Below are 16,000 nucleotides of genomic sequence, written 5' to 3'. Positions count from 1 at the left end.
GCGTTTACTGTGAACCTGGCCGATAAAGTCTACAAGGTACTCACTCACCCGTTCCGGCGCATCCTCCATCAGAAAGTGCCCGGCGTTTTGCACCACCTGCAGCACGGCCCCACGGATGTCGTTGCGCAGGCGCCCACGACGCGGCGCTGACGCATTTCAATCCGGTGCAGTTACAAGGTTCCATCCGCCTGGGCGCCACCGAACAGGTGCCGATGGCCGAGTTGTCGAACTTGCTCGGCCAGTTTTCCCGGCAACACCGCCAACTGGATGTGCGAATTGTGGTGGAGCAGAGCCACGTGCTTCGCCAGGCCCTGGTGGACCGTGAGCTGGACCTGGCGCTGCACCAGGATTTCATCCCGCGTATCGAAGCGCGGGACCAATTGCTGTGGACCGAACAGGTGCACTGGTGCGCCCGGCCAGGCTGGCAGCCTGCGCCTGACGAATGCGTGCGGCTGATCACCTTCGGCCCCGGCTGTTTTTACCGGCAACTGGCCCAGGAACGCCTGAGCGCCTTGGGCATTCGCTGGCAGGTGGTGGTGGAATGTGGGTCGGTGGAGGGTGTGGTATCGGCCATCGCCGCCGGGTTGGGCATCGGCCTGCTCAGCAGTGACCATCTCGACAAGCGCGTGGAAGTGTATCGCCCCTTCGACCAGCGGATGCCGCTGCCCGAAGTGGCGAACGTGTTGCGCTTTGCCGAGGACAGCCCCGAGCCCCGGTTACAGGCGTTGCAGCAGCTGTTGATACAGGCGCTGCACCGGGGCTGATCAGATTTTCCAGTGGCTGGCGCTCTTGGCCAGGCGCTGGCGCATGGCGTCAATATTGGCTGCCAGTTGCAGGGTCAATAACCGGTAACCGTCCAACGCGTTGACCACCGGCACTTCAAAGGTCTGTTCGTGGGTCGGCGTGGTGCTCGGACGTTCCAGCCGGTCGGTGGCCCCGGATTGCAACGCCCGCGCCATCCCGATCAACTGCACCCGAATCTGCCGGTGCTCGGCTTTCAACGCCACCTGCATGCGCGCCAGGGCTTCCTTGTCCCGTGGGTCGGGGCGGGTGTTGCCGAGGATCTCCAGGGTGCTGATGCACATCCGCAAATGCCGCTGCAGGGTGTCCAGCTCGGTCATGGAAATCCGCACTTCCTTGGACACCGATGGCATCAGCGAGCGTAGTTGCAGCATCGCGGCGTTCAGGCGATTCAGCAGCTTGAGGTGTTCATCATCGGTGACCGATTGGCCGCTGATGATCCGGCTATAAATCGCCGCGCAATCGCGCAAGGCACTGGCCAGGTTGTAGCGCCAGGAATACACCGCATACAGCGGCAGGGCGAAGGAAAACGCCAGGGCCAGGACGATGCCGATCAGGATGTCGACCGTGCGCCACAACCCGTCCGATATCGGATTATCGCCATGGCCCGCAACGATAAATACGGTGATGGCCGACAGCAACGCGATGTATCCGCCCTTGCCGATGGCGTGATAGGAAAAGAACCCGCACACCACCGACATCAGCAAATACGTCAACAGCGGTTGCCCCAGATACGCCTGTTGCAGCACCAGCAGCAAACCGACGCTGGCGCCGATCAACGTGCCGTAGGCGCGCTCGACGGCTTTCTTGCCGATATTGCCGTGGTGCTGCAAACCGCCGATCACGATCAGCATCGTCACCGAGGCCCACTCACCATGGGGCAGGTTGATGCCGGTGGTGAGCAGGATCGTTGCGAGCAACCCAATGGAAACCCGCACCGCGTGGATCAACTTGGCGTGACGGTAGCGCCGATACGGGTCCAGCAACGGACGCAGCAAGCGGCGGGCGAAGAGAGGGAGATTCATTGGTATCAGGGTAACCTCGTTGTTCAGGCTTCACTCAGTTCCAATGTGGGAGCGGGCTTGCTCGCGAAGGCGGCGTGTCAGTCAATACATCCGGCGACTGAACCACCGCTTTCGCGAGCAAGCCCGCTCCCACATTTTTAGATCGGTGTCGGGCTCAGAAAATATAGTCAGTGGTCAGAAAGCTCGACGTGCGTTCCTGCAGGATGTCACTGACCAGTTCCTTGTTGCTCGCCTGGAACTTGGTCGCCACCAGGGTACGGATCGAAAACACCCGCAACGCATCATGTACCGACAGCGTGCCCTCGGCCGAGTTCTTGCGCCCGTTGAACGGGAAACTGTCCGGCCCGCGCTGGCACTGGGCATTGATGTTGATCCGGCCCACCTGGTTGGCGAACGCGTCCACCAGGCGCCCGACTTCCCTCGGGCTGGTGCCGAAGATACTCAGTTGCTGGCCGAAGTCCGACTCCAGCACGTAGTCGATCACCGTCTCCAGGTCGCGGTAAGGCACGATCGGCACCACCGGGCCGAACTGCTCCTCGTGGTACACGCGCATCTGCGGGTTCACCGGGTACAGCACCGCCGGGTAGAAAAACGAGCCACGGCTGGCGCCGCCATTCTCGTTCACCACCTTGGCGCCATGGGCCAGTGCGTCGGTCACCAGGCTGCCGAGGTAATCCACCTTACCCTGCTCGGGCAGTGGCGTCAGCGACACACCGTCTTCCCACGGCATGCCAGGCTTGAGGGTCGCCAGCTTGCGGTTGAATTTCTCGATAAAGCTGTCGACCACGTCCTCATGCACAAACAGGATCTTCAACGCGGTGCAACGCTGGCCGTTGAACGAGAGCGAACCGGTGACAGCTTCGTTGACCGCATTGTCCAGGTCGACCTGCGGCAGCACGATCCCGGGATTCTTTGCATCCAGGCCCAACGCCGCGCGTAGCCGATGCGGTTTCGGGTGCAGTTTCTTCAAATCGCTGGCGGCCTTGTTGGTGCCGATAAACGCAAAGATATCGATCTTGCCGCTGGCCATCAGCGCGCTGACGGTTTCGCGGCCGCTGCCGTAGATCACGTTGATCACGCCGGCAGGAAAGCTGTCGCGGAACGCCTCCAGCAACGGGCGAATCAGCAGCACGCCGAGCTTGGCGGGCTTGAACACCACGGTGTTGCCCATGATCAGCGCCGGGATCAGCGTGGTGAAGGTCTCGTTCAGCGGGTAGTTGTAGGGGCCCATGCACAGTGCCACGCCCAGCGGCACCCGGCGGATCTGCCCCAGGGTGTCCTGTTCCAGCTCGAAGCGGCTGGAGCGGCGGTCGAGTTCCTTGAGGGCGTTGATGGTGTCGGTGATGTAGTCGCAAGTGCGGTCGAACTCTTTCTGCGAGTCCTTGAGGTTCTTGCCAATCTCCCACATCAGCAGCTTGACCACTGCGTCACGCTGTTCGCGCATACGCCGCAAAAACGCTTCGACATGCTGGATGCGATCCACCACGCGCATGGTCGGCCACGCGCCCTGGCCACGGTCGTAGGCGGCCACGGCAGCGTCGAGGGCGGTCAAGGCGGTGTCGGCGTCCAGCAGCGGGGTGCTGCCGATGATCACCGGCGTGTCACCGTCGGCACCGCGCAACTGCACCGGGCTGCGCACTTCGGCCAAGGGGCCGTTCCACACATGCAACTGGCCGCCGACCAGGTAATCACGTTGTTCGATGGGCGCCGCGAGCCGGAATTGCTCGGGAATCTCGGCGGCAGTGGGAAACAGCTGGGCGAGCAGGTTGTCGGTGGTCATGTCGCTACCCCTGGAGTGGTTGCAAAACGTGACTAGAGATTCACCCATCAACGCCCCGTGTGGCAAGGGCTAGACGCATTAACCCGCGAACCTTGGAAAACCTTGAGCACAACCGTGAGCTCGCCGGGTAAACTGCGCGGCTTTCTTGAAGGAGTTCACATGAGTCAGTACCAGCCGGGCATTCTTGCCGCACCGGTGCCGTTGCAGGCACGCCATCTGTTTTTTGCCATTGAGTCGCTGGATGCCGTGCCTGCCGCACTGGATGCGCTGGTGCAGTTGGTGGACGCCAGTGCGGTGGTCGGTTTTGGTGAGCCGCTGGTCAATGCCCTTGGCGCCCGGATTGACGGGTTGCGGGCGTTCCCTCATGTGAGCGGGCCGGGGGCGGAGAATCCGTCGACCCAGCAGGCGCTGTGGGTCTGGTTGCACGGTGTGGATCGCGGTGAGTTGCTGTTGCGCAGCCGGGCGTTCGAGAAGGCCCTGGCGCCGGGGTTTGGTCTGGTGCAGATGACCGAGGGGTTTCGCTACAAGACCGGGTTTGACCTGACCGACTATGAGGACGGCACTGAGAATCCGCATGATGATGCGGCGGTGGAGGCTGCGGTGGCGCAGGGTGGTGCGAGTTTTGCGGCGATCCAGCAGTGGCAGCATGATCTGGATGGGTTTGCGGCGTTGCCGGCTCTGGAGCGGGACCACATTATTGGTCGGCGCCATGGTGATAACGAGGAGCTGGAGGACGCGCCGGAGTCGGCGCACACCAAGCGTACGGCTCAGGAGAGTTTTACCCCGGAGGCGTTTGTGGTGCGGCGGTCGATGCCATGGGCCGAGAATGGTCAGGCGGGGTTGATGTTCCTGGCGTTTGGGCATTCGTTTGATGCGTTTGAAGCCCAACTGCGGCGGATGAGTGGGCTTGAGGATGGGATTGTTGATGGGTTGTATCGCATTAGCAAGCCGTTGACTGGGGGGTATTACTGGTGTCCGCCGGTGCGTGATGGGCGGGTGGATTTGAGCTTGGTGCGCTGAGGTTTTTGTTCGGGGTACATATCCATTATTTAGGTAACGGCCGCCTATGGTTCCGCTCTTACAGCGGGTCACTTTTGGCAAACGCCCGGAATGCCGGCCCAGCCAAAAGTAACCAAAAGGTCTCTGCCCCACCACTCGGTGCCTCGCTTAGGCTCGGCATGCCCGCACTCCGGCCCGGTTCCGCGGGCCGCCGCGACGGGCCATCCATGGCCCGGCGCGGCTAAACCGGCATCCTTGCCGGTTTACCCGCTCCACCGTGCCTACTTGCGGCCATCGTGGTTGACGGGGCCCGCAGATCAAAATCAAAAGCAAAAGCACGGCGGCCTGAAAGCCGACCTGAGTGTTAAAAGCAAAGGCAAAAGCCAGAGCGAAAGCAGAGCTGCTTTTCTGTAGGAGCTGGCTTGCCGGCGATGCAGRCAMCTCGGTCTTCCAGACACACCGAGGTGATGCTATCGCCGGCAAGCCAGCTCCTACAGTGAACCGTGCCCGCTTTAGCTTTTGATTTTGCATTTAACACTCAAGCCGGCCGGTAGGCCGCTGTGCTCTTGATCTGCTTTTGATCTTGATCTCAGGCGCCCCGTTAAACCACGCTGGCCGAACGCAGGCTTTGGAGCGTGGGTAACCTGGCAGGACGCCAGGTTAGCCGTCCTGGGCCAGGGATGGCCCATGACGGCGGCCCACGGTCCAAAGCCGGAGTGAGGGCACACCGAGCCTAAGCGAGGTGCCGAGTGGTGGGGCAAGAGCGTTTTGCTTACTTTTGCGCTGTTCAAAAGTGAGCCGCTGTAAGAGCGGAACCGATATAAGCCATCACCCAAATAATGGATATGCCCCCGATCCAAATCCCCCCCCTCAACTGTTAAGCCTCTCCTGCCGCACGCCGAGCACCGGCTTCACCTCACCCCCCAAACAACGCCGACAACTATAAACCCCCAACACCACCGGCTTTTTCTGCTCCCCACGCTCCACCCAGGTCGGCGCAACAAACCGATACCCCTGGCCCGTCGCCGTCGCGATATACACCGAATCATCATCCCCCCAACGCCCGGCGGATCGCCTTGATCTGCGCCCGCAGGTTGCACTCTTCCACCACCAACCGTGGCCAGGCGATGTCCAGCAATTGGGTCTTCTCCAACAGCTCACCAGGCCGCGAAGCGAGGGCAATCAGCAACGTCAGGGCCCGACTGCCCAGGCTCACCGGCTCACCGTTTTTCAGCAGCAGATGACGTCGGGGCAGCAGTTGATAAGGGCCAAAGTGGATTTCAATAGCGCTGTCTTCAAGGTGGCCGCGGTGTGAATACGTCATGTGATTAACCTTTGTGCATGTTCAAAAACACAACCTCGCGCGGCTCCCTTCGCGCAAGGCTGCAAGGGAAGGTCAGGTGTTGATCGCCGGGATCGGGTCTTCAGGATAATCACCCGGCTCCGTAGGCCCGCCAGTCAAGCCGTATTGCTTGAGCACCGGCGCAAGCTGGCCATAGAACGCGTCCTGCGCCTTGCCATGGGCATCAGCCAGGGCGAAGGGCAGGAACGCGCTGCCGATCCCGCCAAGGATCGCCGTAGCCCCGCCGAGGATCCCGCTGATGGTCCCGGCCACCGCGCCGATTTCCGTGGCTCCGTACAACCCGGCCCCGGCTTCCACCAACCCGGCCACCGCCGCACCCGTACCCAGCACGCCGGTGGCAACCGAGAAACTGCCGCTCAGGTAGTCGCCTTTTTTCAACGAGTCGACACCGCCAATCACCCCGATCACACCGCCGATAATCCCGCCCGCCGAGCCAATGATCTTGCCGGCCGCGCCGAGGTTGGCGATTTGCTGCGGGCTCAACGGGCCCTTGCCCACCGGTACCTTGCCGGGGAAGTCACCAATGGTGCCGCCATCCGGGCGGTTGACCCAGGTGATGCCGTAACCCGCTTCCTTGGCGTATTTGGTGCCGCCCTCCATCAACAGCCCGGCAAATTGCAGCCCGGCGGATACCCGGTTCGCGTCCGCCACCGGCGTGTTGCTGCCGCTGGCCGAACGGGCCATCAGCACGCCGCTCATCAACACCGCACTGCCGATGTGCAACAGGCCTTGCTTGAATGCCGGGCTGACGTCGCCGAACTTCATGCCTTCGATGGCCTTGGGCAGTGCGTCGGCGATCTTGTTGCCCTGGCGCCCGATGTCCCATACCGAACGCAGCATCGACACCACTTGCGCCGGGTCGATCTTGCCGCCATCCGAGGTGACGAACATCTCTGGATCTTTTTGCTGGGCGTCGTTGATCGCGGCACTGACCTTGGCTTCGTCGAAGTTGCCCTTGCCGTCCCCCAGGGTGATGTTCAGGGTGTCGGTGGTGGCGCCGCCGAGCAGGGCGTCGCCAAGGGCTTCGTTGAAATTCACCTGCAAGGTGGCGGCGTCATCCGCCGAGGCCTTGTCGCCGAGGAAGGCCTGGGCCGAGGCCGTGCTGGCGGCGAAGCTGCTGGCCGCCACGGTGGGGTCCATACCGCCGGCCACCGCGTCGGTAAAGGCCTTGCCGGTCACCAGTTGGTTTTTGTAGTACTGCTGGATGTTGTCGCTTTGCCCGGCCTTGTCGGCGATGCCGGTCAGGTCCACATGGCCGTTGCCCCCCAGCGCCAGGTTGGCGATGGTCGTATCGTTGGCCGCGTTTTGCAGGCCCATGCCCATGTCGATCTGCTTGCCGTTCTGGTCCTTGGCGTTGAGGTTGTCGGTGAGGTTTTTGCCGGTCTCGATGTCGTCGGTGTAGTAGTTCTGCATCGCGACTTTCATCGCCGGGTTGCTGTCGACGATGTCGGCCAGTGCCGGGCCGCGATTGTTTTGCAGGAAGCCTTGCACGTCCGGGTCGGCCGAGAGGGTTTCGATGCCGCTTTGCAGCTGTGCCTTGATTTTGTCTTCGTTGGGGTTCAGGCCGTAGTGGGGCGAGGTGTACTTGTCCATCAACCCGGCGTGGGGCACGTAGTCGCTGACCAGCAGGCGGGTTTGTGCATCGGTCAACTGCACCAGCACCGCGGCTTTCTGTTCGCCGCTGTAGTTCTGCGGGTTGGCCAGGATGTCGGCGGTCAGGCCCGAGGTGTCGACGCCGGCGACGGCATCACGAGTGGCGGCACCGTCGAGGAAGGTCAGGGTGTCGCTGTCGGTTTTCGGTGCCTGTTTTTCCAGCCAGGCGCCGATGTTGTCGCGGGTGCCGATGCCGTCCGACTTGCCGGTGGCGGGGTTGTCGCCGCCGGTTTCCAGGGCGTGGAACATCCCGGGTCTGGACCACATGGCCGCCGCGCCGGTCAGCTCGGTGCTCAGGGCCGAATCGCTGCCCAAGGCTTGCAGGTTGTCGCTGCGCAGCATGCCGTCGTTGCTGCGCTGGTTGGCGTCACCGGGGCGCATCGCCGGACCTGCGCCAGCGGCCAGGCTCTCGTTGGCCATCAGGATTGCCGCCGACTTGGCATTCGCCTTGGCCAGGTCACCGGGTTTGCTGCCTAGGAAACTGCTATAGGATTTCGACGCGGCGCCGAGGTCCTTGCCGGCGTTGTCGATGAAATGGTCGACATCGGAATGGGTGATCACATTGTCGGCCTTGCCACGCCCGCCGGTATCCAGCGCGGCCATCAGGCTCGGGCTGCTGGCCACGTACTTGAGTACAGCCTGGGCCTCGGGGGGGAGTGTCGTGGGTGGGTTGGCGAAGTCGATCGGCGCGCCATGCAGGCCCCAGGCGTCCCAGTTTTGCGAGAGCAATTGCGCGGCCGCCTTGGGCCGGTTCAGGTCGAGTTCTTCCTTGGTCGGCGTGCCGCTGGTGTTGCCGGTGATGGTGTCCCAGTCCTTGGCACCCGACACGCCAAACGATGAGGTGTCGATCCAGGACGTGTCCGAGGCGCCCGCCGCGCCGGTGCTGCCGGCATACAGTTTGGCCACCTGGTCGTACAGCGCGGGGGTGATGTCCTGGGACACGATCACCTTGTCGCCCGACGCGGTGGTATAGCGAATCAGGCCCGGGCCGACTTCTTCGGGCGGGCCGATATTCGCTGCCGGGTCCATGGTTTCCGTGGGGCCGGCCAGGCGGTAGCCCTCGGCCTGGCTGGCATTGATCGCAAAGAGCTTGGCCGAGTCGCCGCTGACCTGGGCGAACAGCGCGGGTGTTTCCTTCTGGCTGACCACGATTTTGTCGCCGGCACTGGTCTCGTAGCGGATCAGTCCCGGGCCCAATTCGGTGGTACTGCCGATCGCCTTGTAGTTGCCCAGGCCAGGCGCCACGGTGCTGGCGTCTGCCTCCTTGTAGCCGGCGCCTTTGCTGTCGGCCAGATTCTTCTCAAGGGTCGCGTCGCTTTGCTGTGCGTTGTACTGGCTGACCAATTGCTCAAACAGCCTGGGGTTGTCGATCTGCTTGAGGGTCACCGGTTTGTCGCTGCCCAGCGGGGTGTAGGTGATGCTGTTGTTCACCGGTGCCTGCACGTTCTGGTACGGCAGCGGAATGGACGGCCCGCGGATTTTCGAGGGGTCGAATACCGGCTTGTCGACGGCGGTGAACAGGGCTTTTTCGAACGTGCTCCGGGAGCCATCCGGGCCCTTGTTGTCGGCAGGGTCAAGGCCATTCGGGATCGCAGTCATAGATCACCTGGAAGTTGTTTTATATCAGTCGATATTTAGTGCAAGTGCACTAACTGGGGCGGGCGAAAGTTGCGAAGTGTTATTGGGTTAACCCGCGCCGAGCTATCAAACGCGATGATCAAGTCGGTTTTGTTACAAATGGAAATATCTGCAAAGTTGGGCAAATGGCTATTAGTTAAAAGTGTGAAGTTGTCGTATTTATTTTCTGGAATTGTTGAGTGATCAACGTTTTTACCCAGGGGTAACGGGCTCGTAAATTGTTCGAGTTGGTTCGTTTTTCAGGTTGTGCCCCCGTAAACATTGGGTCTCGTCGTGTATTGGTTTTTTAACAGAAGTTCCACGCCCGCGCGGCGATGAGATTTTCTCAACGGCACGTTGAGCCGGATTTTTCACAGCACCTGCCATGAACGTTTCACAAGCTTTCACAGCGAAGGCGTTTTGTTCGTGAGTAGTATGGTTCCCATGCAAACCGACGGCTGCATGGCCAACTCACTGTCTGACGCTGGGAGTTTGTTTCGGTTTGCATGCGGCTTAACTTCCCTATCGATGCAAGGAGATTGAACATGGCTACTACTCCACCAGTAAGTGCAGGCGGCGCCGACGACGCTATCGCGAAGATGGAAGCAACTTTCAACATGGCCATCGAGAAGTCGGCCAAGATCACCGAGATCAGCACCGCGAAAAAAGCAGAGCTCGACGCCACCAAACAGCGTCCGCAGAACTGATTCGCCATGCGGGCAGCGCCGGCGCTGCCCGTATACCTGCCTTACCCCGTTGCACCGTTGTTGATCGGCACAGGCGTCGTTGCGGCCTGTGATTCTCAAGGGGGCAAACCCAACCATGACAGCCTTGATTTCCCTGGGCCTGCCCGCCGCGAACGGCGCGCCGACCCTGCTCGTGACCCACGGTTTGCACCAGGGCAGTTCCCTGATGCTCGACCAGCCGGTCTACACCCTTGGCGCCGCCCTGGCGGCCGACCTCCAGCTCAGCGATCCCGGGATTGCCGAGTTGCACCTGCGCCTGCGTTTTGAAGGGGCCCAGGTGGCGGTCGAGGCCCTCGGCGGCGATGTACTGATCACCGGCACTGCCGGCGATATCCGTATTCCCCAAGGCAGCGGCCATCGCGCGCGGCTGCCGCTGCAACTGCGTATCGGCACGGCGGGTGTGAGCCTGGCGCTGCCGGGCAGCCCTAAAAAAAATCCTGCGACGACACGCACGTTAACGCCCTGGATCATCGCCACCGCGTTGCTCTTTGTGTGCGCTGGCGCCCTGGCATTTCGCAATGATCCACCGCAAGCGCAAACCGTAATGCCGGTTGCCGAAACAACCGCAGCCAAGCCTTCCCGTGCCGAGGCCAAGGCCTGGTTCGAAGGGCAATTGCAGGCCGCCCACCTGGACGCCGTGAAGGTCAACGACATCGATGGCCAACTCAACGCCGTCGGCTCCTTTGAGCGCGCGCAAAAGCCTCAATGGGTCGCCCTGCAACAAGCCTTCGACCAGCGTTACGGCCAGCAGATCGTGCTCAACCCGCGGGTCGCCGTGCGTGCAGATGCGGCCCGGCCACGGGTGCGCTTTCAAGCCGTGTGGTTCGGCGCCAACCCCTACGTGATCAATGACAGCGGCAAGCGCCTGTACCCCGGCGCGGCCCTGGCGGACAACTGGGTACTGGAGCGCATCGAGAACAACCAGGTGATCCTCGCCCGTGGCGAAGAACGCTTCACCTTCACCCTATGACGCTGCTTTTTTCAGCTAAGGCCCCGGGATGAAAGTCGAACCCCGTCCGTTGATTCCCAGTGACGTGCGCAGCGCGCCGGTCGAGGCGATCCGCCCGGTCAACTCGCGTCAGGCCACGGCTTTCGAAGCGTTGCTGAAAACCCGCAAGGTCCAGTCCCGCCGCTCCCTGCGCAGTGACCTGGAAGAACTCACCAGCGCCGCTGGCGTCGACTCGCTGCTGTTCGGCAGCGCACGTTCCCTGGAACTGCTGGAACACGTGATGCAGCACCTGTTGCCGAACCTCGACGCCGAGCCGCAGATCAAGGCGCTGGCCCATGACCTGATCAGCGAGGAAATCGAGATGCGCCGCACCCTCGAACAACAACGCTCGGAGGTCCAGGCCTGATGCCCCGGGACAACGACGACGCGGTGCAATTGCTCAAGGGCATTGGCGAGCTGTACCGGCGCAACGGCCAGTCCCAGCGCGCGCTGGTGATGTTGCTGATTGCCGTGAGTGTCGCGCCCGACGATGGCCTGCTGCTGCGCTCGCTGGTGCTGGCGTTCACCGACAGCGGCGACTTCACCCGCGCACTCGCGGCCCTGGATCGGCTGGTCGCGCTGGAGGGTGAGTCTGCCAGCCTGTTGCTGCTGCGTGCCCGGGCGCTGTGGTACGGCGAACGCAAGGACGAAGCGCGCCAGTGCTTCAAACGCTACCTCGCTGCACGGAGAGCCGCGCCATGAACCTGCTCAATCGCCTGAACGGCATCGCGCGCATGGCCGCCCAGCGTACCGACGTGATCATCGTCGCGTTCATGCTGATGGCGATCGTGATGATGATCATCCCGCTGCCTACCTACCTGGTGGACATGCTGATCGGCTTGAACATCGCCCTGAGCATCCTGATCCTGATCGTGGCGTTCTACATCGGCCACTCGGTGGAATTCTCCGCGCTGCCGCCGCTGATCCTGCTCAGCACCTTGTTTCGCCTGTCGCTTTCGATCACCACCACCCGCTTGATTCTGCTGCACGGCGACGCCGGCCATATCGTCAAGGCCTTCGGTGACTTCGTGATTGCCGGCCAGGTGGTGGTGGGCATGGTGGTGTTCCTGATCATCACCGTGGCGCAGTTCGTGGTGATCACCAAGGGYKCSGAGCGKGTCGCSGAAGTGGCGGCGCGCTTCASCCTGGATGCSATGCCCGGCAARCAGATGWSCATCGACAACGACCTGCGCAACGGCGATATCGACCAGGCCGAAGCCCGCCGCCGGCGCTCCCGCCTGGAGCGCGAGAGCCAGMTGTTCGGSGCGATGGACGGGGCSATGAAGTTCGTCAAGGGCGATGCGATTGCCGGGTTGGTGATCCTCGCGGTCAACCTGCTGGGCGGCATGCTGATCGGCATGATCGAGCGCGACATGGCCTTCGGCGCGGCGGTGCACACCTATTCGCTGCTGACCGTGGGCGACGGTTTGATCGCACAGATCCCGGCGCTGCTTATCTCGGTAGCGGCGGGCACCGTGGTGACGCGGGTCAACAGCGACGGCGAAGCGGGTGACCTCGGCAGCGAGATTCTCAAGCAGTTGGGTGCCAGCTACCGCGCCCTCGGTTTGACCGCACTGATCATGGTCGGCGTCAGCGTGATACCGGGCTTTCCGACCTGGGTGTTCCTCGGGTTGTCGCTGGTGTTCGGTGGTGCGGCCTTCGTGATGTACCGCCGTCATACCCGTGAAAACCAGGTAGAGCCTGAAGCGCTGGTCGAGACCCTGGAACCGGTGGTTGAAGTGCAGGCCGAGCAGGATTATGGCGTGGCCCCCGACACTCGGGTATTGCTGACCCTCGGCAGTGCGTTGGCCCTCAGCGCCCCGCGCCAGCTACTGAGCCAACGCATCGAAGCGCTGTGTCACGACATTCGCAGCGACCTCGGCGTCGATATGCCGGTGCCGGGCATTCACATGGACGCCAAGGCCACGCCGGGCAGCTACCGCGTGTCACTGGAAGGCGTACCCGTCAGCGAAGGCGAGATGCCGATCAACTGCCTGCTGTTGCAGGACGATCCGGTGCATGTGCAGTTGCTGGACATCGCCACTCTGCAAGCCGATTCGCCGCTCAACGGTCGTGCCGCGCACTGGATCGAGCGTCAGCACGAAGACGCGTTGCGCAACGCCGGCATCGGTTTCCTGCTGCCGGACGAAGTCCTGCGTGGCGTGCTGGAACGCAGCCTGCGCCGCTATGCCGCGGACTTCCTCGGCATCCAGGAAACCCGCCTGCTGCTCGAACGCACCGAAGCCACCTACGGCGAACTGGTCAAGGAAGCCCTGCGCCTGGTGCCGTTGCAGCGGGTGGCCGAGACCCTGCGCCTGTTGGTGGGAGAGGGCGTGTCGATCCGCAATCAGCGGGCCTTGCTCGAAGCCATGGTGGAGTGGGGCGCCCGGGAAACCGATGCCGGCCGCCTGGCCGAACACCTGCGTGCAGGGTTGGCGCGGCAGATCAGCCATCAGTACGCCGACCGCAATCGGGTGATTGGCGCCCTGGTGCTGGCGCCGGGATTGGAAGACCAGTTGCGTGCGTCCCTGCGTCGCCATGAGCCCAGCCGTGAAGTGATCCCCGAGGAAGTCAACCGCGCGTTGCTCGCCCAACTGCGCCAGGCCTGCGACAAAACCACTGAAGCCAACAGTGCGGTATTGCTGGTGCACCCGGAACTGCGCCGCAGCCTGCGGCGCCTGGTGCTGCGCGGTGAATTGGAGCTGGCGGTGTTGTCGTTTCGCGAACTGGCCACCGAATACAACCTGCAAGCGCTGGTGACCATCAGCCTTACCGATATCTCCAACCGCCGTGCACCTGCCGCGGCTTCCGTCACTTCCCTGGCGTCTGCCTCATGATCCGTTTTTGTCTGCTGTTGCTGACGTTGACCTCGTTTTTCTGCAGTGCCCAGGACATCGCCAACGGTGCCCAGGGGTCTATCAACCTGGCCTCCGGTGAAGGCCGGATCCTGCATTTTGTGGCCCCGGTGGAGTCGGTACTTGTGGCCGAGCCGGGGATTGCCGATCTGCAAGTGGTGTCGCCCGGGGTGATCTATATCTTCGGCAAGGCGCCGGGCAATACCAGCCTGATTGCCCTCGGCAGCGACGGCAAACAGCTTGCCAGCCTGAGCCTGGCGGTCAGTAGCGCGACCCAGGCAGTGACCGCGCCGATGCAGGAATTGCATCCCGGCAATGGCGCGCAGATCAGCGGTGCCGGTAACCGATTGATCGCCAAGGGCACGGTGCGTTCGGTTGGAGAAGCGACGGATTTGAATGCCTTGCTCAACCCACAGGGCCAGGGCTTCCAGAGCGCGGTCAACACCACTGAGTACGCCGGTGCAGCCCAGGTCAACTTGCGTGTGCGCTTCGCTGAAGTGTCCCGCTCGGAACTGCTGCATTACGGGGTTAACTGGAACGCCATGTTCAGCAACGGCACGTTCTCCTTTGGCCTGATCACCGGCGGACCGCTGGCAGCCGCCACCGCCGGTGGCCTGGCGGCGGCGGGCAGCGGCTCGGGCAATACCAATATCGACGGCATGCTCGACGCGTTGCAGGCCAACGGGATCCTGCAAATCCTGGCCGAGCCGAACATCACCGCCATGACCGGGCAAACCGCGAGCTTCCTGGCGGGCGGCGAAGTGGCGATCCCGGTGCCGGTGAATCGGGACCTGGTGGGGATCGAATACAAGTCGTTCGGCGTGTCGCTGCTGTTCAACCCGACGCTGCTGCCCAACGGCCGGATCGCCCTGCAAGTGCGCCCTGAGGTCAGCAGTGTGGTGAGTGGCGGCACGGTGGATTTCGGCAATTTCCATGTGCCGTCGTTCAGCGTGCGCCGCGCCGATACGCGGGTGGAAGTGGGCAGCGGGCAGACGTTTGCGATTGCCGGTTTGTTCCAGCGTGAGAGCAGCCAGGACATCGAGAAGCTGCCGTTGCTGGGGGACTTGCCGATCCTGGGCAACCTGTTTCGCTCCAAGCGTTTTCAGCGCAATGAAACCGAATTGGTGATTTTGATTACGCCGTACCTGGTGGAGCCGGTGCGCAGTCGCACCCTGGCCACGCCGCTGGATGCACAGCCTGCGACCGCCGCAGCGGCGGGGCCGCGCAGTGGTGGGGCGTTTGGTTTCTACATGAATTGATGAGGGGGCATGACATGAAAGTTTCGCGTTTGTTGATGTGTTTGCCCCTGTTGGTGGTGGGCTGCAAGACGCATCTGGCGCCGGTGTATTACTCGCCGCAGTATCAGGCGGACGGGGTACCAAGCCAGTGCCAGCAGCCGCCGGCCAAGGATGAGATTGGGCTGGACGAGGATTTCAAGGCGACCTTGCCGCTGGGCTGTGCCAACAATTTGAATTTGATGCAGATGGTGGAGCAGCGGCAGGATTTGAATCAGGGGCGGGCCACCGGGCCAGCGATGGCGGCGCCGGTTGGGCGGGCGGCGCAGGTGTATATCGAGGGGTTTGATCGGGAGCAGTTGCAGCGGCGTCAGGCTCAGCAAGAGGCCAAGGCGGGCGCTCCGGGAGCGGAGCAATGAACCTGCGTTCACATGTCCTCTGTGGGAGCTGGCTTGCCTGCGATAGCGGTATTCCAGGCCCAGCAGATCCATCTGYCACACCACMRTCCAAMTGTGGGAGCKGGCTTGCYYGCGAWAGCGGTATTCCAGSCCCAGCAGATCCATCWRTCACACCRCAGRCCCAATGTGGGAGCTGGCTTGCCTGCGATAGCGGTATTCCAGRCCCAGCAGATCCATCTGTMACACCACMRTCCAAMTGTGGGAGCKGGCTTGCTCGCGAAAGCGGACTGGTAGGCGACCGGGATCTTGAAGCTTACCGCGTACATATCCATTCCTGCGGTAACGGCCACTTAGGGTTCCGCTCTTACAGCGGGTCACTTTTGGCAAACGCCCCAAAAGTAACCAAAAGGTCTTTGCCCCACCACTCGGCACCTCGCCTAGGCTCGGCATGCCCGCACTCCGGCCCGGTTCCGCGGGCCGCCGCGGCGGGCCATCCATGGCCCGGCGCGGCTAAATCGGCTTCCCTGCCGATTTACCCGC

The 16,000-nt window shown here is 62.6% G+C and carries 13 protein-coding genes; 9 read left to right on the top strand and 4 right to left on the bottom strand.

What is annotated here, in order from left to right; translation table 11 throughout:
- Nucleotides 1–164: 164 nt before the first annotated feature.
- A complete protein-coding gene (locus JV201_RS18820; protein ID WP_008432463.1) occupies nucleotides 165–764 on the top strand; it encodes a LysR family transcriptional regulator substrate-binding protein in 600 nt (199 codons plus the stop codon).
- Here the strand turns inward: JV201_RS18820 and JV201_RS18815 are convergent, their stop codons facing one another.
- On the bottom strand, nucleotides 765–1,826 hold the full coding sequence (locus tag JV201_RS18815) for an FUSC family protein (protein ID WP_003211716.1): 1,062 nt from the start codon (nucleotides 1,824–1,826) through the stop codon (nucleotides 765–767).
- A 154-nt stretch (nucleotides 1,827–1,980) separates the two neighbouring features.
- Nucleotides 1,981–3,606, bottom strand: a complete 1,626-nt coding sequence (locus JV201_RS18810; RefSeq protein ID WP_219405904.1) for an NADP-dependent glyceraldehyde-3-phosphate dehydrogenase — start codon at nucleotides 3,604–3,606, stop codon at nucleotides 1,981–1,983.
- A gap of 159 nt (nucleotides 3,607–3,765) precedes the next feature.
- Here JV201_RS18810 and JV201_RS18805 point away from each other — a divergent pair, with 159 nt between their 5' ends.
- Nucleotides 3,766–4,626 carry a Dyp-type peroxidase gene (locus tag JV201_RS18805; protein WP_102369500.1) on the top strand — a complete coding sequence of 287 codons (861 nt, stop codon included), beginning with the start codon at nucleotides 3,766–3,768 and terminating at the stop codon, nucleotides 4,624–4,626.
- Between the two features lie 1,027 nt (nucleotides 4,627–5,653).
- Here JV201_RS18805 and JV201_RS30225 read toward each other — a convergent pair.
- Both JV201_RS30225 and JV201_RS18795 read right to left on the bottom strand, forming a co-directional pair.
- Nucleotides 5,654–5,929, bottom strand: a complete 276-nt coding sequence (locus JV201_RS30225) for a winged helix-turn-helix domain-containing protein (RefSeq protein ID WP_256662364.1) — start codon at nucleotides 5,927–5,929, stop codon at nucleotides 5,654–5,656.
- 72 nt (nucleotides 5,930–6,001) lie between these two features.
- Nucleotides 6,002–9,220 (bottom strand): type III effector HrpK domain-containing protein, encoded by a 3,219-nt coding sequence (locus tag JV201_RS18795; protein WP_219405903.1) that lies wholly within the window; start codon nucleotides 9,218–9,220, stop codon nucleotides 6,002–6,004.
- Between the two features lie 563 nt (nucleotides 9,221–9,783).
- Here JV201_RS18795 and JV201_RS18790 point away from each other — a divergent pair.
- From JV201_RS18790 to JV201_RS18760, 7 genes are all read left to right on the top strand, one after another.
- A complete protein-coding gene (locus tag JV201_RS18790) occupies nucleotides 9,784–9,945 on the top strand; it encodes a hypothetical protein (protein WP_003207273.1) in 162 nt (53 codons plus the stop codon).
- Nucleotides 9,946–10,060: 115 nt separating this feature from the next.
- Nucleotides 10,061–10,954, top strand: a complete 894-nt coding sequence (locus JV201_RS18785; protein WP_177055207.1) for an FHA domain-containing protein — start codon at nucleotides 10,061–10,063, stop codon at nucleotides 10,952–10,954.
- A gap of 28 nt (nucleotides 10,955–10,982) precedes the next feature.
- Complete coding sequence (locus JV201_RS18780; protein WP_003207269.1) at nucleotides 10,983–11,339, top strand: hypothetical protein; 357 nt, start codon at nucleotides 10,983–10,985, stop codon at nucleotides 11,337–11,339.
- The gene (locus JV201_RS18775) at nucleotides 11,339–11,674 is read left to right on the top strand and encodes a lipopolysaccharide assembly protein LapB (RefSeq protein ID WP_003207267.1); all 336 of its coding nucleotides are present in this window, start codon (nucleotides 11,339–11,341) and stop codon (nucleotides 11,672–11,674) included. The genes JV201_RS18780 and JV201_RS18775 overlap by 1 nt, the downstream gene beginning before the upstream one ends.
- Nucleotides 11,671–13,809: a type III secretion system export apparatus subunit SctV gene (sctV, locus tag JV201_RS18770; protein ID WP_219405901.1), complete on the top strand. Its 2,139-nt coding sequence runs from the start codon at nucleotides 11,671–11,673 to the stop codon at nucleotides 13,807–13,809. The genes JV201_RS18775 and sctV overlap by 4 nt, the downstream gene beginning before the upstream one ends.
- Entirely contained in the window at nucleotides 13,806–15,086 is a 1,281-nt protein-coding gene (locus JV201_RS18765) for a type II and III secretion system protein family protein (protein WP_008433173.1), read from the top strand. The genes sctV and JV201_RS18765 overlap by 4 nt, the downstream gene beginning before the upstream one ends.
- A 14-nt stretch (nucleotides 15,087–15,100) precedes the next feature.
- Nucleotides 15,101–15,481, top strand: coding sequence for a hypothetical protein (locus JV201_RS18760; protein ID WP_003207261.1), 381 nt, complete (start codon nucleotides 15,101–15,103; stop codon nucleotides 15,479–15,481).
- Nucleotides 15,482–16,000: the final 519 nt, after the last annotated feature.

It is taken from the genome of Pseudomonas sp. Colony2, from assembly GCF_019382755.1.
In the GTDB taxonomy this organism is placed as follows: Bacteria; Pseudomonadota; Gammaproteobacteria; order Pseudomonadales; family Pseudomonadaceae; genus Aquipseudomonas.
This window is presented reverse-complemented; position numbering and strand designations above follow the sequence as displayed.